Below are 17,594 nucleotides of genomic sequence, written 5' to 3' on the forward strand. Positions count from 1 at the left end.
TCAGGCCTTTACGCCAAGGTATCTGTCGCGCGCATCGCTGTCGGCGATGAAATCCGGCCCGGAGGCCTGATAGACGATGCGCCCCAGCTCGATGATATTGTGTCGGCTTGCCAGCGCGGTGCAGACGGCAAGGTTCTGCTCGACCAGCAGAATCGAAACCCCGGCCGCCGCGATCTTGTGGATCTGCGCCACGATCTCGTCGACGATCACCGGGGCAAGACCTTCGACCGGTTCATCCAGCATCAGAAGCCGTGGTCCGGTCAGCAGCGCGCGGGCAATCGACAGCATCTGCTGCTCGCCGCCAGAAAGCTGGCCACCGCCATTGCGCTTGCGTTCCTCAAGGCGCGGAAAGATCGTGTAGATATCCGCGATCGACCAGGCGGCCCCCTTGCGACAGGCGATCTTCAGGTTTTCCTCGACCGTCAGCAGCGAGAAAATCCCCCGGTTCTCGGGTACGAGGCAGACGCCCGCCTGTGCGATGCGATAGGCAGGCTGGCCCGCAATATCGCGCCCGCCAAGGCAGACCCGGCCCTTCCCCGGCGTCACGGCACCGGCGATGCTTTTCAGCGTGGTCGATTTACCCGCGCCATTGCGGCCCAGAAGCGTCACCACCTCGCCTTCATTCACAGAAAGTGACACGCCCTGGAGGATATGGCTTTTGCCGTAATAGCTGTGGAGGTTCTCCACCTCGAGAAGCGCGCTCATGCGATATCTCCGGTGATCATATTGCCCAGATAGGCGCGCTGAACTTCGGGGTCGGCACGCACCGCTGCCGGGCTGCCTTCAACCAGCTTCCGCCCCAGCCGCATGACGGTGATCGTGTCGGAAATATTCATCACGATCCCCATATTATGTTCGATAAACAGGACGGTATGGTCACGGCCAAGGTCGCGGATCAGCGCCTTCATCTCCTCGATATCCTCGACGCCCATCCCCGAAGTCGGCTCATCCATCAGGATGACCGACGGGTGCGAGGCCATCGCCATACCAACCTCAAGTCGTCTTTGCTGCCCGTGGCTCAGTTCTCCCGCCGGGCGGGAGGCAACATGGGTCAGACGCAGCCGCTCCATCACCCGATCCGCCGTTTCCAGCGCCGGTTTGTTGCTTTCTGCACTGCGCCAGGGTGCAAGCGCCTGCCAGGGCGTCTTGCCCTGGGCCGCCAGCCGCAGATTTTCCGCAACCGGCAGGGTCGGGAACAGGCTTGTCACCTGGAAAGACCGCGCGATGCCGTGGCGCACCCGTTCATCATCGCGAACGCGGGTGATGTCGGTCCCGTTCAGGGTGATCGTGCCCCCTGAGGGCGGCACCCGCCCGGTCAGCGCGTGAAACATCGTGGTCTTGCCCGCGCCATTCGGGCCGATAATCGAATGAACCGTATTGCGGCGGATATCGAGATCCATATCGGCCAGCGCCACGAACTTGCCATAGGTGACGCCGAGGCCCCTGGTCGACAGGGCGATGTCGGATGTGGTCATATCTCAGCCCCCCTTCTTCGCGCCGGTCGCCAGGACCCACAGTTTTTCCACCAGCCCCCAGAGACCTTTCTGCAGGAACAGCGCCACCACCATGAGCGCGAGACCCAGAAGAAGCAGCCAGCGCGGCCAGATCTGCGACAGCCAGTCAGCGAGCAGCATATAGGCCGCAGCCCCCAATACCGAGGCAAAGAGGCTCGTAGAGCCGCCGATGATCGTCATGATCAGGATCATCTCGGAGGTGTGGTGCTCGATATTTGCCAGCGGCGCGACCCCGATCAGCATCGCTTTCAACGCGCCCGCATAGGCGGTCACCGCGCCGGAGATCGCGAAAGCCGCCGTCTTGAAAGCCTTGACCGGGAAGCCAATCGCCGCCGCGCGTTCCTCATTGTCGCGCACAGCAATCAGCGTGCGGCCAAAGGTCGATTGCGTGGCCCGCAGCATCAGCGCGAAGAGCACAAGGAACGACACCGCGACGAAGACGTAAAAGCTCCAGGCCGAGTTCAGCGGGCTGCCGAAAACCTCTGGGCGCGGCACATCCATCAGCCCGTTATCGCCGCCTGTGATGTCAGCGAAGGTATAAGCTAGGAAGTAAAACAGCTGCGAGAACGCAAGCGTCAGCATCACGAAATAGACGCCCTGGCGGCGGATCGAGAGCCAGCCCACCACGGTCGCAATCAGCGCGCCGAGAAGCGTCGCCATGATCAGCACCGCCCAGACCGGCACGCCGTAGCGGGTCAGGAAAATCCCGGCGACATAGCTGCCGACGCCGAAAAAGATGCCCTGTCCGAAGGACAAGAGCCCGGTATAGCCGAGAAGAAGGTTACAGGCCGCCGCTATCAGCGCATAGATCAGGATCTCGGAGGCAAGGATGCCAGAGCCAAGGAACAACGGCAGCGCCAGCACAGTCACCAGTGCAAGACCGAACTGTACATAGGGTCGGTTGATCAGAAGCATCTCATGCCCTCCCGAACAGGCCGCGGGGCATCATCACAATGACCGCCGCCATACCGAGATAAATCATCAGACGCGCGCCCTCGGGCCAGATCGTCGCCATCAGGCTTTGCACCACGCCGACAAGGATCCCCGCAACCAGCGCCCCGGTGTAAGACCCCATGCCACCGATCACCACGACAACAAAGGCAATCGACAGTGCCTCGATCCCCATGAAGGGCTCCACCCCCCGGATCGGCGAGACCAGTGCACCGGCAAGCCCGGCAAGCCCGGCCCCGGCCGCAAAGACCAGCGTGTTGATTTTCAGCGTGTTATAGCCAAGCAGCGCCATGTTGTCGGCGGATTCTGACCCCGCGCGCACCACGGCCCCCAGACGGGTCCGCTCCAGCGCCCAGTAAAGAGAAATGGCCAGCACGGCGGTAAAGGCAATCGTGAAGAGGCGGTATTTCGGATAGATGAAATCCCCCATGATCACGACGCCGTTCAGCCCGTCTGGTGCGGCAACGCTGCCCCCCAGCGGACCCCAGAGAATGATCACCATCTCCTGGATGAAAAGCGCGATCCCCACCGTCACGAGGATATGGAAGGTATGGGGTAACTTATATATTCGCCTGAGCAGTATCGCCTCGACCGCCCCGGCCACGATGGCGACAATCACAGCCGCCAGCAGCATCGCGAGCCAGAAATTCATTCCGCGCTCGACAAAGTCATAGGTCAGATAGGCGCCCAGCAAATAGAATGCGCCATGGGCGAAGTTCACGAATTGCAGCAGGCCGAAGATGATGGTCAGGCCCACGGCAAGCAGAAAGTAAAGCATGCCAAGCCCGATGCCGTTCAGCATCTGGAATAGATAAGTCACCGAGGGATCTCCTGTTGGCGCAGTGGCAAAGGCGGGCCTGTTACGCCCCGCCCTGCCCCGTTATCAGCCGAGTTTGCAGCCAGCGGCTTCCGCGCTGAGGAAGCTCTGCCCCGACGAGATGATCTCTGCGAAATCATCCTTGTCGGCCATATCCGCTTTGGCGCGCGCCTTGAGCAGATAGTAGTTTTTCAAAACCTGATGGTCATCGGCGCGGATGCTCTCTTCGCCGGTCAGGCCCTGATAGGCCAGCCCCTGAAGCGCAGCGCGCACGGCCTCCGGGTCATCCGAACCAGCGGTCTGCGCCGCATCTATCATCAGCTTCGTGCAGATGTAGGATCCCGCGAGCGAGTAGTTCGGATTGATGCCGTACTTCGCCTGGGTCAGCTTCACTAGATCAGGGTTAATGCCTGCATCTACCGTGTGCCAGTATTGAGCCCCGAAATAGATGCCTTCGCAGAGATCGGCACCAAGCGCCTCGAACTGTTCCAGACCCGAAGCCCAGGCAACCACGATGATCATGCGCTCCTTCATCCCGAATGACACTGCTTGGCGCAGCGTATCCGCGCATTGTGCGCCGAAATTCAGGATCAGCAGCACATCGGGACGCTCGGCCATTGCATTGGTCAGATAGCCGGAGAATTCCTTTTCGGTCAGCGAGTGATAGCTGTTGCCAACCAGATCAAGGCCCTTCTCCTCCAGCACGTCGCGGGTGGCCTGCAAAAGACCCTCACCAAAGACATATTGCGGCGTGATCGTATACCAGCGCTTCGCCTCGGGCAGCGCATCGATGATCGGGCGGATCGACTGGTTCACCGCGCCAAAGGTCGGCACCGACCAGCGGAAGGTGGCCTTGTTGCAATCCGAACCGGTGATTTCATCCGCACCGGCGGTGGTGATAAAATTCGCCCCGCCCTTTTCGCATTCCTTGCCCATGGCAAGGGATTCCGAAGAGAGGATGCCGCCCGCGAAGAGTTTCACGCTGTCACGCTCAATCGCATCCTGGACCTTGCGCACGGCGGTGGCAGGCTTGCCCTCGGTATCAAGGTCGAGGGTAGCAACCGCGCGACCGTATTTCGCGGCGGCCTCTTCGGCGGCGATGATCGCTCCCATCGAGGCAAATTTGCCATTGGCCGCATTCGGGCCAGAGATCGGAACCGGGATACCGACCTTGAGCGTTTCGGCCGCGAAAGCAGGGCGCAGTAGCGCAGGGGATGCAAGAAGAGCGCCTGCGCCAGCGGTGCTGGCCAGGAAGGAACGACGATTGAGCATGATGTTTCCCTGTTGAGGAATGTTTTATTAATTATGAATGTTCGAACTATACGCATAGTTAAAATCACCTGTCCAGTATTTCCGGGGAGGCGGTTTCTGATCCCGGTGTTGATTTGCACTCGGAACTGACCCGGGTTTGGAGTGAACCCCATCGGCTGGACCACGGGAGCCTGAAGAACTGATACGCTGAGCTGGCCTTAATGGGAGAAGGCTCATGTCATCACGCGGTCCCTACCGGCGACATTCGGCGCCGTTCAAGCTGCAGCTGTGCCAGGATATCCGCGCCGGGGTGATCGGTCGGCGCGACGCGCAGCGCACGCATCATATCTCGGCCAACCTCATCCACATGTGGCTGACGCAGTTCGACCGGGGAGAGCTGACCAGCGAAGAGGCCGAGGCGAGCGTCATTGCCGAATACGAGGCGAAGATCGCGGCGCTGGAGCGCAAGGTCGGACAACTGACGATGGAGCTGGATCTTGTCAAAAAAACATCGCGCCCGCCACACGGTGCCAGCAGCGGGAGATCCTCCATCGTCACCGGCCCGGGGGGTGCTCTGTCAGACGGGGGTGCAAAGCTATGAACCTGCCGCGGAGCACGCTCTACTACCGCCCGACGACTTCGGAAGCTGGGCTCACCGATGCCGAGATCACCGCTATCGTCGAAGACATCCAGGACGAGTTCCCCGTCTACGGCTACAGGCGGGTGACGCATGAGCTGCGTCGCCGCGGACTTGTGGTGAACCACAAGAAAGTGGCGCGGATCATGCGGTTGGCGGGGCTCGGGATCAGACCGCGAAAGCGCTACGTGCGCACCACGGACAGTCGGCATGACAACCCGATCTACCCGAACCTCTATCGCAACACTATCCCACGCTGCCTCGATCAGGTTTGGGTCGCGGACTTCACCTACATTCGCGTCACGCAGGGCTTTTGCTACCTCGCGGTCATCCTCGATGCCTGCAGCCGGAAGGTTGTGGGTTACGCCCTGTCGCAGCGCCTGGACACGCCGCTCGCCCTGGCGGCGCTGGAATCCGCTGTCGCAAGCAGGCGGCCGCCGCCCGGCTGCATTCACCATACGGACCGCGGCGCCCAATACGCGTCTCAACTCTATCGCGAAGCGCTGGAGGCTGCCGGTCTGCGCGGATCAATGAGCAGCGTCGGCAATCCCTACCACAATGCTCAGGCGGAGAGCTTCATGAAGACGCTGAAGGTCGAGGAGGTCTATCGCGCAGGTTACGAGACCTTCACCGACGTCGCCCAGCGATTGCCGATCTTCATCGAACAAATATACAATACCCGAAGACTGCACTCTGCCCTCGGCTACCGTCCGCCAGAGGAATTCGAAACGCTAATCGCCCAGCAGGCGGCTTAGTTGGAAGGACCTTCGTGGTCCAGCCGATGGGGTTCACTCCAAACCCGGGTCAGTTCCGAGTGCAAATCAACAGGCTTGAGCCGAGCGCTTACGGAACCCACTCGATGCGCCGAACGAAGGTTGCGCAGATCTACAAGAAAACCAGCAACCTGCGGGCCGTGCAGCTTTTGCTTGGTCACACGAAGATGGACAGCACTGTCCGATATCTCGGCGTCGATCTTGATGACGCGCTGACGCTGTCTGAGGGGATAGAATTGTAGTGCTCAGCCGGTCGGTGGGTTTTCTGCTGGCCGCCCCTTAGCCGCCGGTCGAACCCCGCCGATGCTTTGCCGCGGCGTTCGCCGAAGCCGCCATTCGGCACGTGGCGCAGCATTTCGAGATGAGGAGCGTCCGCGGAATGGGCGACAAGGCACAGAAGTCGCACATCCGGGAGATCAAGGATTTCGCGGCCTTTCGGCATGTAAGTGCCGTCAGGAGGACTTCTCAATCCGTCGTCAAAGCCTGGACGACGTAAACCAGCAGCTCTTGCAAGACCTGCGGAAATTTGTCGAAATCGCTCAAACTGTCCGGGTTGACGGTGGCTTGAAGAAAATAAGGTCTGGGACCCGGCAGGGAGGTTCGAGAGTTACCTGAACCTAGCTAAGATAAGGAGGAATGGCAGATCCAATACGGGGTAACTCCTTCTCGAACCGCCCTAGCCAGCGCTCCACGGCGCCGGTCAGGTGGCCATGAAGCTGCCTTGCTGCCAGGGCCGTTTCGCCGAGGGAAAGAAGTTCAAGAATTTCAAGATGTTCGTGAAGAGCATCGCCGATCTGATCCATCGGGATACTAAGAACCGGGTCAAATAGGTGCCGGGTCGGCGCGAAGAGAATGTGGGTGCGCTCCAGCGCCCGGACAATCGCTTGATTAGGGCAAGCACCCAAAAGATCGACATGCAGATCGCGTTCGATCCGGTCAAAGCTAGCGCTGTCGACGCTTTCTTTCTGCAGCAGATCCGCGATCCTGCTGCGGGCCTCGCTGATCGCGGCAGGCCGCAGAAGGGGGGCGGCCAGTTCAAGCGCCGCTGGCTCAAGCAAGGCCCTAAGATCATACAGATCCCGGACCCGGCGCGGCGTGACATGTTCGGCGATCCAGGTGCCTGAGCGGGATTTGTCGATCAGGCCGACCGCATGCATGCGCGCCAGCACATCCCGCGTCACGCTGCGGCTGACATCGAAATGCTCGGCCAGGCGCAACTCATTGATCCGCACTTGCTGGCGCAACACCGCAGCCAGAACGGCCTGTTCTACCTCGGCATAGATCCGTTCCCATTGCCGGGACTGGTCGAGGCAAACACGGTCAAGCGGCACCGGGTTCGGCGTCATGGCCTCGCCCGCCTGCCCCGCCACAAAGAACCCCTTTCGTCCCAGAGATGTCACCAGCCCATCGGCTTCCAGCTGTTCCAGGGCCTGGCGGACAGGCGAGCGACTGACGCCGAAAGTGCGGGTCAGCTGTAATTCCACGAGCCGTTCTCCGGCAGGCAGGCTGCCATTGAGGATCAGATCGCGCAAACCTGCATGAACCTGTCGTGACAGCGAGGCGACATCGTCCCTAGCCATTGCTTCCCTCAATTCGGCGCGCGGCGCTCAGTTCATTTCAGCACAATTGCTTATTGCACATTGGGCGCAATAAGCAATAGGTTGCTCGCAGAATCATCCATGTTCGGGGAGGAACTGAAGATGAAAGCAGCAGGGATGGGGGCACTTGCCCTTTGCATGGCCGGAGCGGCGGCTCAGTCAGAAACTGTGATCCGCTTTGCCCATATGAATGGTCAGACGCATTTCGTGCACAGTGAGGCGCTTGCTTTGGCAGAGCGTGTGCATGAGCGCAGCGGCGGTGAGGTTCGGATTGAAGTCTTCCCCTCGGGCCAGTTGGGTGAGAGCAGCCAGATCGTCGAACAAATGTCGTTCGGAGCCGATCTGATGGGCCAGGTCCAAGCCGGAAATCTGGCTGATTACCTCCCGGATTTCTCGATCCTCGTCTATCCGTTCATGTATGGCGGGATCGGGGATGTCGAACGCCTGGTGGGATCGGACCTCGTCGCCGGGCTGAATGAAGGTGTTCTGCAAAGCAATCTGCGGGTGATGTGTTACCTGCATTACGGCACCCGGGATCTTTACACACGTAATCGCGAAGTACGCGGCCCGGCCGACAGCAAGGATATGTCGATCCGGGTGCAGCCGGTCACGATCTATACCCAGATGGTGGAACAGGTGATGGGCGGCGCGCCGACCCCGATCCCCTGGCCCGAGGTCTATTCCGCACTGGCGCAGGGCGTGATCGACGCCGCCGAGGCGCCGCCTTTATCAATCCTGGATCAGCGACATTACGAACATGCGCGCTATCTGATCCAGACCAATCACATTCAGGATATCGTGCCGCTGGTGATCAGCGCGTCGCAATTCGACGCGCTCAGCCCCGCCAGCCAGGAGGTGCTGCAGACCGAGACCGCCGCGGCCTGTGCCGCCATGTCGGCGGCCTCGATTGCCAGTTATGAAACCGGCATCGAAGAACTGCGCGCCAATGGGATGACCATTATCGCCGATGTAGACCGCGCCGCCTTTGCTGAACGTGCAGGCCTGATCGCCGCTTCTTTTCCCGAATGGACCCCGGGTCTGTATGATCGCGCGCGCGCCATTCTCGACGCGGAATAGCAACATCAGGGCATAAGGCCGGCACTCCGGCCGGCGCCTGATCCGCCTTTCGCCCGCGTCTTCCAAAGGACAAGTCATGACGACAGCAAGCGCAGCCGCCTCCTGGCTGGATCGCTTTGAGAGCGGACTTGTCCGCATCATCGCGATCTTTGCCATTCTCATTCTGATTTCCATCGTGGGGATCGTGTTTATCGCCGTTGTGATGCGCTATGGGTTTAACCTTGCGCTGGTCTCCTCCTTTGACGTCTCAACCCTGCTTTTCGCCTGGCTGATCTTTCTGGGCCTTGTGATGGCCGAGCGCGACGGCGCGCATATGGGCATCGACATCACTGATATGCTGCCCCCGCGCCTGCACCGGATGGTGGTGTTTATACGCTATGCGCTCTTGCTGGCGGCAGCCTGCTATCTCTGCCGCATTGGCATCGCCCTGGTCGAGCGCACCGGCACCCAGATCCCCTCGCTCAGGATCTCGACCCGCTGGCTTTATGCCGCTTTGCCGGTCGGGTTCGGCTTGCTGGCCACCGCCTATGTGATCCGCCTTGCCCGTCTGCTGCTGTCGCCTGCGAGAAAGGCCTGACCATGCTTGCAATTATTGGCGTTCTCTTTGTCGCCCTGCTTTTGCTGGGGGTTCCGGTCGGGATGATCCTGATCATGATGTCGCTGGTCTATGTGCTGTTCGAGCCGTCGATCCTCGACATGATCTTTGCCCAGAGGCTGGTGGTCGGCACCCAGAGCTTTCCGCTGATTGCTGTGCCGCTGTTCATCCTCACCGGCGAGCTGATGAATATTTCCGGGATCAGCCGGCGTGTGATGGCTTTTGCCAGTGTACTGACCCGGAAATTCTGGGGTCGGATAGCCCTGACCAATGTGGCGCTTTCCACTTTGCTGGCGGGTATGTCCGGGTCGTCAAATGGCGATGCGGCAATGCAGGCGAAGATCATGGTGCCGGAAATGACCCGTCGCGGCTATCCGCGTGGCTATTCGGTAGCGCTGACGGCGGTCACGTCGCTGATCGCACCGATGATCCCGCCGGGGATCGGGCTGATCCTGTTCGGCTTTGTCACCAATGTCTCGATCGGCCAGCTTTTCGCTGGCGCCATTCTGCCGGGCTTCATGCTGGCCGCGATGCTGATGGTGCAGACCTGGATCACCGCCCGCCGCCACCAGTGGGAGCCGCCCGAGACCAGCGCGCCGGAGATCCCGCTGGGCAAGGCATTCATCTCGGCCCTGCCCGCGATCCTGCTGCCGGTGATCATCATTTTGGGCATCCGCGGAGGGGTTTTTACCCCGGCAGAGGCCGCGAGCGTTGCGGTGATCTATACCGCGCTTTGTGTGCTGGCCTACCGCGAGGCGAGCTTCAGGCAGGTGATCGCCGCGCTGCGCTCCACCGTGGTCTCGACATCTGCCATTCTGCTGATCCTTGCGGCTTCGGCAGCGTTCAGCTGGATCCTGACCTTTGAACAGGTGCCGCAATCGGTGGCGCGGGCCATGCTGGATCTGACCGACAATGCCGGGCTGATGCTGCTTCTGGTCTCGCTTTTGCTGCTGATCGCAGGCGCCTTCATCGATGGCACGGCGCTGATCCTTATCCTTGGCCCGATCTTCCTGCCGGTGGTCACCTCGCTGGGCGTCGATCCGGTGCATTACGGGATCATCTTCGTGCTGATGGCGCATCTGGGCGGCGTCACACCGCCTGTTGGCACCATCATGTTTGCCACCTGTTCCATCACCCGTACACCGCTTTCCGAGTTCATGCGGGCCATTATTCCTTTCATCTTCAGCTATATGGCCTTCACCATTGTGATCATTTTCGTGCCTTGGTTCAGCCTCGTGCTGACCGGACGCTGAAGCACAGAGTGAGGCTGCGAAAGACCATGACACGCCCCGAAATGATCACCTGTATCGAAGATCTGCGTCAGCAGGCAAAGCGCCGCGTGCCCCGGATGTTCTATGATTACGTCGATTCCGGCGCCTATACCGAAGCAACCTATCGCGCCAATGAACGGGACCTCGCGCGTCTCGGTTTCGTGCAGCGCGTCGGGCGTAATATCACGGGGCGCCGGCTGGAGAGCCAAATTCTGGGCGCGCCGGTGCGGATGCCGCTGGCACTGGCCCCGACCGGTCTCGCGGGTATGCAATGTGCCGATGGCGAGATCCTGGCCGCCCGCGCCGCGCGCGATTTCGGCATTCCCTTCACCCTCTCCACGGTGTCGATCTGTTCGATTGAGGATGTTGCAGCCGCCACCGCCAGCCCCTTCTGGTTCCAGCTTTATGTGATGAAAGACCGGGGCTTTATCGAAAGGCTGGTCGGGCGGGCCCGTGCGGCGGGTTGCACGGCGCTTGTGGTGACGGTTGACCTGCAGGTTCAGGGCCAGCGCCACAAGGATATCCTGAATGGTCTCTCCACCCCGCCAAAGCCCAGCCTGCGCAACCTGATCAATCTGGCGACCAAGCCGCGCTGGTGTCTTGGGATGCTGGGCACAAAGCGCAGAAGCTTTGGCAATATTGTCGGCCATGTCAGCGGCGTCAGCGATGTGACCTCGCTCGCCGGCTGGGTGGCCGAGCAATTCGACCAGACCCTGACCTGGGAAGATATCGGCTGGCTGCGCCGGATCTGGGACCGCAAGCTGATCGTGAAAGGCGTAATGACCGCAGAAGACGCTCAGGCCGCCGTGGATCAGGGGGCGGATGCGGTGATCGTCTCGAACCATGGCGGCAGGCAGCTGGATGGTGCGCCGTCTAGTATCAGTGCGCTGCCTGCGATTGTGGCAAAGATCGGGTCCCAGGCCGAAGTCCATATCGACGGCGGTATCCGCAGCGGTCAGGATCTTTTGCGGGTGCGCGCGCTTGGCGCACATGCGGCCCATATCGGCAGGCCCTTTCTCTACGGGCTTGGCGCAATGGGCGAAACCGGCGTGCGCCGCTGCCTCGAAATCATCCATCGCGAGCTTGATATCACCATGGCGCTGTGTGGCCAGACCGATATCGCTCAGGTCGACGCCAGTATTCTCGCCGCCGCAGATCTGCCGGCAGGCTTTCCCCATACCCCTCTCACCGACTGAAAGGACAAAACATGTTCGGCAATTACAAGATGCATCCCGACAGCGGTGTGATGCCGCCTTACGCTCCCGCTTATCCGCTGGAATGGGAATGCCAGCTGCGGAATCTTGAGGTGATGACCCGCGTCAATGCGACAAAGCTGCGTGATCTGCTGGCCCATACCCCGTTTGAGCCGGTGAATGACCGGGTGGCCTTCCGCTTCATGGCTTCGCCCGGCCATACTCTGTCTTACCACAATGACCGTATGTTCGACCTGATGGTGACAGCCGCCGTCCGCTGCGAGGGGCTCTTTACACAGACCCATCTTTACATGTTCTGCTCGGATCCGATGGGTATTGCCGCCGGGCGCGAACTTTTCGGATATACCAAGAAAGATTGCACCTATGCCTTTGACGAGAAAGAGGATGGCTCGATCTCGGGCTGGGTGAACCGCCGCACAGTGCCGGTGGCCGATTTCGCCTTTACCCCGGATCCTGAGGCCCCGGTGGTGCGGCTGGTCGACGGCCCGGACCAACCCGCCGGCGAGATCCATGTGCGCCGCTTCCCCCATCCCGAGCACCCCGGCACAGCCTATGCCGATGTGGTCCATCGCGCCTTCCCCCTGCCCTACAGCGCCCCCATCCCCGGGCGGATCGACCTCAAACTGCACGACTCTGCCTTTGATCCGCTGACCGAGCTGGAGCCCGAAATCCTTGCGGCACAGTTCATGGTCTCGAAAGACTATGCCGGTGGTTTTGCGAAGGAAGAACGCCGCCTTGTGAAGCGACTGGTGCCGTGACCGCAGTTCCTAAAAATGTCGCCCTCGTGACCGGGGGCGGCGGCGGCATCGGTCGCTGCATCGCCGGTGCTCTGGCGCTTGACGGCTATGCGGTGCTGGCGGTGGATCTCGGCGATGCGGGCGAAGAGACCGCGCGCGGGATCCGGGCCGCAGGGGGGCAGGCTGCCGGGTTCAGGGCGGATGTGACTCGCGAAGAAGACTGGCTTCTCGCATTCGAAGCTGCGGAGCAGCGCTTTGGCCCGGTCACTGCGCTGGTCAACAATGCCGGCATTGCCGGGCCTTTCGCCCCGATCGACCAGTATGCGGTTGCGGCCTTTGACCAGGTCATCTCGGTCAATCTTCGCGGGGTGTTTCTGGGCCTGCACCATGGTCTTGCGAGGATGCGCAGCCAGGGCGGGGGGGCGGTGGTCAATATCGCCTCGACCTCGTCTATTCGCGGCCGCGCGGGGCTGGCCGGCTATGTCGCGGCAAAACATGCCGTGCTGGGCCTGACGCGGGCGGCAGCACTGGATATGGCCGGCAGCGGCATTCGCGTGAATGCGGTGTTGCCGGGACCGGTTGATACAGCCATGATCGCGACGATTGACAGCAATGCCGCAGCGCAAGGTCGCGTCGTGCAGCGCAGTGGCCACGCAGCCCCGATCCCGCCTGATGGCATCGCCCCTACCGTCTCTTTTCTGCTGTCCGACCGGGCCCGCCACGTCAATGGCGCGGCTTGGGTGGTTGATGACGGCTCTACTCTGAACTGAAGGATATCTCTGCCATGAAACTTTGCAGCTTTGGCCCGCAGGGCCAGGAACGCGCAGGTCTTGTCGATGCCGATGGCCGGATCCGCGATATTTCCGCCCTGGTGCCCCGCTGGACCACCGATCATCTGCAGCCCGGAGCGCTGTCGGCGCTTGCGGCGCTGGATGTAACCGCCCTGCCCGAGGTCGCGCCGGGAACCCGGCTGGGTGTGCCATGGACCGGGATCTCGAAGTATATCTGTATCGGCTTGAACTATTCAGATCATGCTGCGGAATCCGGCCTCGCCGAACCGTCTGAACCGATCATCTTCCTCAAGGCCCCCAGTGCGATCTGCGGCCCGAATGACGATACGATCAGACCCGAAGGCACGACCAAACTCGACTGGGAGGTGGAGTTCGGCGTAGTGATCGGCCAGACCGCCAGAAATGTCAGAGAAGAGGCCGCGCTTGACCATGTCTTCGGCTATTGCCTGCTGAACGATGTTTCCGAGCGCGGCTTCCAGATGCAATCGTCGCAATGGGACAAGGGCAAAGGATGTGACAGCTTCGGCCCGGTAGGCCCCTGGCTCGTCTCGAAAGACGAGATTGGTGACCCGCAGAATGTTGATCTCTGGCTGGAGGTGAATGGCATCCGCAGGCAGACAGGAAATACTGGCACGATGATTTTCACTCTGCGCCAGATCATCGCTTATGTCAGTCGTCATATGACGCTTTTGCCCGGTGACATCATCGCGACCGGAACCCCTCCGGGCGTTGGTATGGGGATGCGTCCCGACCCGGTCTACCTGGCGGCAGGAGATGTGGTTGAACTGGGAGGGAATGGTCTTGGCAAGCAAAGGCAGAACGTCGTTTGAAAGCTGAGCTGCCGGGCATAGGTGCGCCTTTTCCAGCAGTTCAGTCCTGAGAACGGTCAGGACGCCGCCCAGGCGTCCTGCTGAAACTCTTCAGGCCAACAATGGCTGGAAAACAGCCGCGTGTAAGATCCGATCTTGGTCTCGTCGACAGTGGCCTTCGGCAGGCAGGCATACAAGTCGACGTCCAATGGTAATCCTATATCACGAAGACCAAGACGAGCAGCCCATCCAGCCCAAGCTAGGTCATGTTGACAAATGGCGGATCCATAGCCTGATGCAGGCAATGTCTATGACACCTAGGAAGCTGTCTGCGGTCTTGTCGTAGCGGGTTGCCAGCCTGCGACTGTTCTTAAGCTTGTTGAAGCACCGCTCGACCATGTTGCGTAGCGTGTAGATCGTCATGTCGACCGCCTTGCGCAGCTTGCGGTTCTTTCGCATCGGTATCATCGGAAGAGCATTGCGGCTCTCGATGTCTTCCCGAATTTTATCAGAGTCATAGCCCCTGTCCGCGACAAGAACGGCGGGCTGTGGCAGATTGTCAGCCATCACCAGATCGTAGCCGGTGTAGTCTGAATCCTGTCCGGGCGTGATTTCGGTTCTCATGGGGAGGCCAGCGCCGTTGACGCGGAGGTGGATCTTGGTCGAGAACCCACCTCTTGAACGGCCAAAAGCCTCTTTCGGAGTCCCCCTTTTGCGCCCGCCGCATGATGATGGGCACGGATCACGGTGCTGTCGACCATCTGCAGTTTGTCTGGCGCAATCCCCGCGTGGTTCAGCGCGTCCAGGATATCCTCCCACAGTCCGGCCAGAGTCCAGCGCCGGAACTGGCGATAGACCGAGGACCACTTGCCGAACTCTTCAGGCAGATCCCGCCACGGCGCGCCTGTTCGCGCTATCCAGAAAATTCCATTCAGAACAATACGATGATTGGATGGCTTGCGCCCATTCGGGTGTCGGACGGCACAAATGAACCCCTCGAAGAAGGCCCACTCATCATCGGATATCAGGTTGCGTGCCAAGTTCATCTCCCACGTAGAGATGAGCTTGAATCACAGGGCATCGATCAGTGGAATCCCTTTTGTCAACACGTCCTAGCCGAGGCCCTTGGCCCGTCTGGTGATATAATGGAGTGCAGTGATGGCCGATGCCGCAAATGATATCCGCGCCGATCTCGAAAAGCAGATCGCCGATCTGAAAAAGGAAATGTCGAAGATCAGCAAGTCACTTGCATCGCGCGCTTCGGATGCAATGGACGACGCAGAAGAGGCATTTGAGGACAGCAAGGGCCGCGCCCGTCAGGCCGTTGCCCATGTCCGTGATCAGGCCCATGTTGCAGTTGGCGCGATGCGCGACAATCCCGGCACCACCGCAACCGTGCTCTCGACTGTCGGTCTCATCGGCCTTGCTGCCGGTATGCTGCTCAGTGGCGTTCTGTCCGGCGACCGTCGGCGCTGATAACGGTTTTCATCCGGAAAGGTTTTTCCCTCCCTTTCCGGAAAGTTGCGGCCCGCTCTGCTCCCGCGCGGGCCGCAATCCTGTCTGGCCCAATCCTGCCTGGCCATGGCGGCGGGTCGGTGACGCGGCGGACCGCGGCGGACCAGGGCACCCTCCCGCAAAGGATCAAAGCATGTCCCTGAAAGCAGCCCTTTTCGTCATTCCTGTGGTTCTCGCAGGCTGGGTGATCGGTTGGCTCAACATCCCCGGCCCCTGGTATGAAAGCCTCGCCAAACCCGCTTTCAACCCGCCGAACTGGTTGTTCGGCCCGGTCTGGACCGTGCTTTACGTGATCATCGGCCTTGTGGGCTGGCGGGTATATGAGAGGGCAGCAGACAGCGGATCCGGAGCCCCGAGCCTCTGCGCCCTCTGGGGCCTGCAACTGCTGCTGAACTATGCCTGGTCGCCTGCTTTCTTCGGGCTGGAAAACCCGGGCCTCGCCCTGGTGGTGATCGCCCTTCTGCTCGCCACGATCATTGTTTTCATTCTGCGGGCGCTGCCGCAAGACAAGCTTTCGGCGGGCCTGTTCATTCCCTACCTCGCCTGGGTTTCCTTTGCCACGCTGCTGAATTTCGAAATCTGGCGGCTGAACTGAGCTGCCGGTCCGAGTGACGCAACGTCGTCCCGGCTCGCTCGTTAAAGAAGGAACCAGAATACATCATTTGCGTTTGCCTCTGGATGCGGCACCCGACGCCCCCGCCGCATCCTCAGTTTTAACTGTAATCGCCTGAACAGGCATTTTCGGGAGGGACGTTCATGCACAGCATCATCTATCTGGTCGGCCTTGTGGTCGTGGTTCTTGCCATCCTGTCGTTTCTTGGCCTGCGCTGAGGAGGGGCTGAAATGGAACGAACAGAAACCATGACCGCAGCCTCGGCACCCCGTCACGAGACCGGTGGGGCTTATATCGACTGGGCCGCAGTGTTCGGCGGCGCGGTTGTTGCTGCGGCGACGGCCGGCCTCTTCACCGCATTCGGGGCCGCTCTGGGCCTTTCGACGATTTCGGCTGAGCCGGGTGAGGGATCGTTCAATCTGTGGCTGATCGTGACGGCGCTCTGGCTCGTCATCACGCTGGTCGCAAGCTATCTCGCCGGCGGCTATATTGCCGGTCGGATGCGGCGGCGCGTCGATGATGCATCGAGCGATGAGGTCGTGGCGCGCGACGGCATCAATGGCCTCGTCGTCTGGGGCCTTGGCATGCTGGTGACGGCATGGATGGCCGCGGGTGCCATCAGCGGCGCAGTTTCCTCGGTCGGCACGGCAGCGACAGCGACCGTAGCAGCCGTCGGGGGCGTGGTTCAGGGCGCAGGCAATGCTGTCGGCGGCGCTGTTCAGGGGGTGGCGCAAGCAGTGGGCGCAGCTATTCCAGATGATGCAGATGAGGGGCTGATGGACTATATCAACAACACCCTGATGCGCCCCGAAGTCGGCGCCATGCGTCAGGGCGTGCAACAGGCGGACGGCACCACCTCGCCGGGCACGCCGTCGATGGATGACGCCGAACTCGCGCGCCAGAGCGGTCTCGTTCTGGGCAATGTTCTGCGGACCGGCGAGATCTCAGAGGGAGATCGTGCCTTCCTCGTCGCCGCCGTCGCGCGGCGCACCGGACAGACCGAAGCCGAGGTCGAGGCGCGCGTGGACGAGGCGGTAAAAGCCGTACAAGACGCGCGTTCAAAGGCAGAGGCCGCAGTAACCGAGGCGCAGGCAGAAGCCGAGCGTCTGGCGAAAGAGGCCGAAGAGGCTGCAATCGCTGCGGCCGAGACCGCCCGCAAAAGCGCGATCCTGACCGCCTTCCTGTTGACGGCGGCTGCTCTGGTCGCGGGTGCGGCAGCCGTCTCGGGGGCCGTGCGCGGGGGACGTCATCGCGACGAGGGCCGTATCTGGGGCGGGTTCAGCTACCGCCTCTGAAACCCGACAAAAGTTCGCGGGGCGCGCGCGCTGATCCGGCGCGCGCCCCGCCTCACGACAGAGCCGGCGCCACGGGCCTCGGAGATGCCCACACAGGACATGGGCCCCACAGCGCCACCCCTTCCCACCTTTGAGA

Annotated in this window: 19 protein-coding genes and 1 pseudogene; 13 read left to right on the forward strand and 7 right to left on the reverse strand. The window is 61.2% G+C overall.

Going from position 1 to position 17,594, the window contains the following annotated elements; genetic code table 11:
- The 5 genes from BLW25_RS19800 to BLW25_RS19820 form a co-directional block, all read right to left on the reverse strand.
- Positions 1-705 (reverse strand): ABC transporter ATP-binding protein, encoded by a 705-nt coding sequence (locus tag BLW25_RS19800; protein ID WP_092903367.1) that lies wholly within the window; start codon positions 703-705, stop codon positions 1-3.
- Positions 702-1,475 carry an ABC transporter ATP-binding protein gene (locus BLW25_RS19805; protein ID WP_092903369.1) on the reverse strand — a complete coding sequence of 258 codons (774 nt, stop codon included), beginning with the start codon at positions 1,473-1,475 and terminating at the stop codon, positions 702-704. Before BLW25_RS19805 ends, BLW25_RS19800 begins: the two co-directional genes overlap by 4 nt.
- Before the next feature lie 3 nt (positions 1,476-1,478).
- Positions 1,479-2,429 carry a branched-chain amino acid ABC transporter permease gene (locus tag BLW25_RS19810; RefSeq protein ID WP_092903371.1) on the reverse strand — a complete coding sequence of 317 codons (951 nt, stop codon included), beginning with the start codon at positions 2,427-2,429 and terminating at the stop codon, positions 1,479-1,481.
- A gap of 1 nt (position 2,430) precedes the next feature.
- Positions 2,431-3,285, reverse strand: coding sequence for a branched-chain amino acid ABC transporter permease (locus BLW25_RS19815; protein ID WP_216279438.1), 855 nt, complete (start codon positions 3,283-3,285; stop codon positions 2,431-2,433).
- A gap of 63 nt (positions 3,286-3,348) precedes the next feature.
- The gene (locus tag BLW25_RS19820; protein ID WP_092903375.1) at positions 3,349-4,554 is read right to left on the reverse strand and encodes an ABC transporter substrate-binding protein; all 1,206 of its coding nucleotides are present in this window, start codon (positions 4,552-4,554) and stop codon (positions 3,349-3,351) included.
- A 214-nt stretch (positions 4,555-4,768) separates the two neighbouring features.
- Between BLW25_RS19820 and BLW25_RS25080 the strand changes: the two genes are divergently transcribed.
- From BLW25_RS25080 to BLW25_RS19835, 3 genes and pseudogenes are all read left to right on the forward strand, one after another.
- Entirely contained in the window at positions 4,769-5,134 is a 366-nt protein-coding gene (locus tag BLW25_RS25080) for a transposase (RefSeq protein WP_092902453.1), read from the forward strand.
- Positions 5,131-5,925, forward strand: a complete 795-nt coding sequence (locus BLW25_RS19830; RefSeq protein ID WP_092902455.1) for an IS3 family transposase — start codon at positions 5,131-5,133, stop codon at positions 5,923-5,925. Before BLW25_RS25080 ends, BLW25_RS19830 begins: the two co-directional genes overlap by 4 nt.
- Before the next feature lie 74 nt (positions 5,926-5,999).
- Positions 6,000-6,185 (forward strand): annotated as a pseudogene (locus BLW25_RS19835) (integrase); the annotation flags it as partial.
- 375 nt (positions 6,186-6,560) lie between these two features.
- Here the strand turns inward: BLW25_RS19835 and BLW25_RS19840 are convergent.
- Positions 6,561-7,523, reverse strand: coding sequence for a GntR family transcriptional regulator (locus tag BLW25_RS19840; RefSeq protein WP_092903379.1), 963 nt, complete (start codon positions 7,521-7,523; stop codon positions 6,561-6,563).
- 120 nt (positions 7,524-7,643) lie between these two features.
- Between BLW25_RS19840 and BLW25_RS19845 the strand changes: the two genes are divergently transcribed.
- The 7 genes from BLW25_RS19845 to BLW25_RS19875 all read left to right on the forward strand — a co-directional run bounded on the left by BLW25_RS19845 (position 7,644) and on the right by BLW25_RS19875 (position 14,056).
- Entirely contained in the window at positions 7,644-8,618 is a 975-nt protein-coding gene (locus BLW25_RS19845) for a TRAP transporter substrate-binding protein (RefSeq protein WP_171909664.1), read from the forward strand.
- A 76-nt stretch (positions 8,619-8,694) separates the two neighbouring features.
- Complete coding sequence (locus BLW25_RS19850) at positions 8,695-9,195, forward strand: TRAP transporter small permease (protein WP_092903383.1); 501 nt, start codon at positions 8,695-8,697, stop codon at positions 9,193-9,195.
- Between the two features lie 2 nt (positions 9,196-9,197).
- Positions 9,198-10,466 (forward strand): TRAP transporter large permease, encoded by a 1,269-nt coding sequence (locus BLW25_RS19855; RefSeq protein ID WP_092903385.1) that lies wholly within the window; start codon positions 9,198-9,200, stop codon positions 10,464-10,466.
- A gap of 26 nt (positions 10,467-10,492) precedes the next feature.
- Positions 10,493-11,680 carry an alpha-hydroxy acid oxidase gene (locus tag BLW25_RS19860; protein ID WP_092903387.1) on the forward strand — a complete coding sequence of 396 codons (1,188 nt, stop codon included), beginning with the start codon at positions 10,493-10,495 and terminating at the stop codon, positions 11,678-11,680.
- 11 nt (positions 11,681-11,691) lie between these two features.
- Complete coding sequence (locus BLW25_RS19865) at positions 11,692-12,456, forward strand: acetoacetate decarboxylase family protein (RefSeq protein WP_092903389.1); 765 nt, start codon at positions 11,692-11,694, stop codon at positions 12,454-12,456.
- Positions 12,453-13,205: an SDR family NAD(P)-dependent oxidoreductase gene (locus tag BLW25_RS19870; RefSeq protein ID WP_092903391.1), complete on the forward strand. Its 753-nt coding sequence runs from the start codon at positions 12,453-12,455 to the stop codon at positions 13,203-13,205. The genes BLW25_RS19865 and BLW25_RS19870 overlap by 4 nt, the downstream gene beginning before the upstream one ends.
- Positions 13,206-13,219: 14 nt before the next feature.
- Positions 13,220-14,056: a fumarylacetoacetate hydrolase family protein gene (locus BLW25_RS19875; RefSeq protein ID WP_092903393.1), complete on the forward strand. Its 837-nt coding sequence runs from the start codon at positions 13,220-13,222 to the stop codon at positions 14,054-14,056.
- Between the two features lie 243 nt (positions 14,057-14,299).
- On the opposite strand, the gene BLW25_RS19880 is transcribed toward BLW25_RS19875, so the two are convergent.
- Positions 14,300-15,081, reverse strand: a protein-coding gene (locus BLW25_RS19880) for an IS5 family transposase (RefSeq protein WP_092903160.1) whose coding sequence is annotated in 2 segments (ribosomal slippage) — positions 14,300-14,751 and positions 14,751-15,081 — 783 coding nt in all. Because the reading frame shifts where the segments join, the coding sequence is not laid out codon by codon here.
- A gap of 112 nt (positions 15,082-15,193) precedes the next feature.
- Here BLW25_RS19880 and BLW25_RS19885 point away from each other — a divergent pair.
- From BLW25_RS19885 to BLW25_RS19895, 3 genes are all read left to right on the forward strand, one after another.
- Positions 15,194-15,511: a hypothetical protein gene (locus tag BLW25_RS19885; protein WP_092903395.1), complete on the forward strand. Its 318-nt coding sequence runs from the start codon at positions 15,194-15,196 to the stop codon at positions 15,509-15,511.
- Between the two features lie 172 nt (positions 15,512-15,683).
- Positions 15,684-16,145 carry a TspO/MBR family protein gene (locus tag BLW25_RS19890; protein WP_092903397.1) on the forward strand — a complete coding sequence of 154 codons (462 nt, stop codon included), beginning with the start codon at positions 15,684-15,686 and terminating at the stop codon, positions 16,143-16,145.
- Positions 16,146-16,393: 248 nt separating this feature from the next.
- A complete protein-coding gene (locus BLW25_RS19895) occupies positions 16,394-17,458 on the forward strand; it encodes a hypothetical protein (protein WP_253188597.1) in 1,065 nt (354 codons plus the stop codon).
- Positions 17,459-17,594 lie beyond the last annotated feature (136 nt).

Source organism: Rhodobacter sp. 24-YEA-8 (genome assembly GCF_900105075.1).
In the GTDB taxonomy this organism is placed as follows: domain Bacteria; phylum Pseudomonadota; class Alphaproteobacteria; order Rhodobacterales; family Rhodobacteraceae; genus Pseudogemmobacter.

Excerpts from the sequence above, each read along its gene's own strand:
- BLW25_RS19865 (WP_092903389.1), top strand. The coding sequence starts at position 11,692 with ATGTTCGGCAATTACAAGATGCATCCCGACAGCGGTGTGATGCCGCCT.
- BLW25_RS25080 (WP_092902453.1), top strand. The coding sequence starts at position 4,769 with ATGTCATCACGCGGTCCCTACCGGCGACATTCGGCGCCGTTCAAGCTG.
- BLW25_RS19810 (WP_092903371.1), bottom strand. The coding sequence starts at position 2,429 with ATGCTTCTGATCAACCGACCCTATGTACAGTTCGGTCTTGCACTGGTG.
- BLW25_RS19855 (WP_092903385.1), top strand. The coding sequence starts at position 9,198 with ATGCTTGCAATTATTGGCGTTCTCTTTGTCGCCCTGCTTTTGCTGGGG.
- BLW25_RS19800 (WP_092903367.1), bottom strand. The coding sequence starts at position 705 with ATGAGCGCGCTTCTCGAGGTGGAGAACCTCCACAGCTATTACGGCAAA.
- BLW25_RS19830 (WP_092902455.1), top strand. The coding sequence starts at position 5,131 with ATGAACCTGCCGCGGAGCACGCTCTACTACCGCCCGACGACTTCGGAA.
- BLW25_RS19875 (WP_092903393.1), top strand. The coding sequence starts at position 13,220 with ATGAAACTTTGCAGCTTTGGCCCGCAGGGCCAGGAACGCGCAGGTCTT.
- BLW25_RS19845 (WP_171909664.1), top strand. The coding sequence starts at position 7,644 with ATGAAAGCAGCAGGGATGGGGGCACTTGCCCTTTGCATGGCCGGAGCG.
- BLW25_RS19895 (WP_253188597.1), top strand. The coding sequence starts at position 16,394 with ATGGAACGAACAGAAACCATGACCGCAGCCTCGGCACCCCGTCACGAG.
- BLW25_RS19805 (WP_092903369.1), bottom strand. The coding sequence starts at position 1,475 with ATGACCACATCCGACATCGCCCTGTCGACCAGGGGCCTCGGCGTCACC.
- BLW25_RS19840 (WP_092903379.1), bottom strand. The coding sequence starts at position 7,523 with ATGGCTAGGGACGATGTCGCCTCGCTGTCACGACAGGTTCATGCAGGT.
- BLW25_RS19850 (WP_092903383.1), top strand. The coding sequence starts at position 8,695 with ATGACGACAGCAAGCGCAGCCGCCTCCTGGCTGGATCGCTTTGAGAGC.
- BLW25_RS19820 (WP_092903375.1), bottom strand. The coding sequence starts at position 4,554 with ATGCTCAATCGTCGTTCCTTCCTGGCCAGCACCGCTGGCGCAGGCGCT.
- BLW25_RS19885 (WP_092903395.1), top strand. The coding sequence starts at position 15,194 with ATGGCCGATGCCGCAAATGATATCCGCGCCGATCTCGAAAAGCAGATC.
- BLW25_RS19890 (WP_092903397.1), top strand. The coding sequence starts at position 15,684 with ATGTCCCTGAAAGCAGCCCTTTTCGTCATTCCTGTGGTTCTCGCAGGC.
- BLW25_RS19860 (WP_092903387.1), top strand. The coding sequence starts at position 10,493 with ATGACACGCCCCGAAATGATCACCTGTATCGAAGATCTGCGTCAGCAG.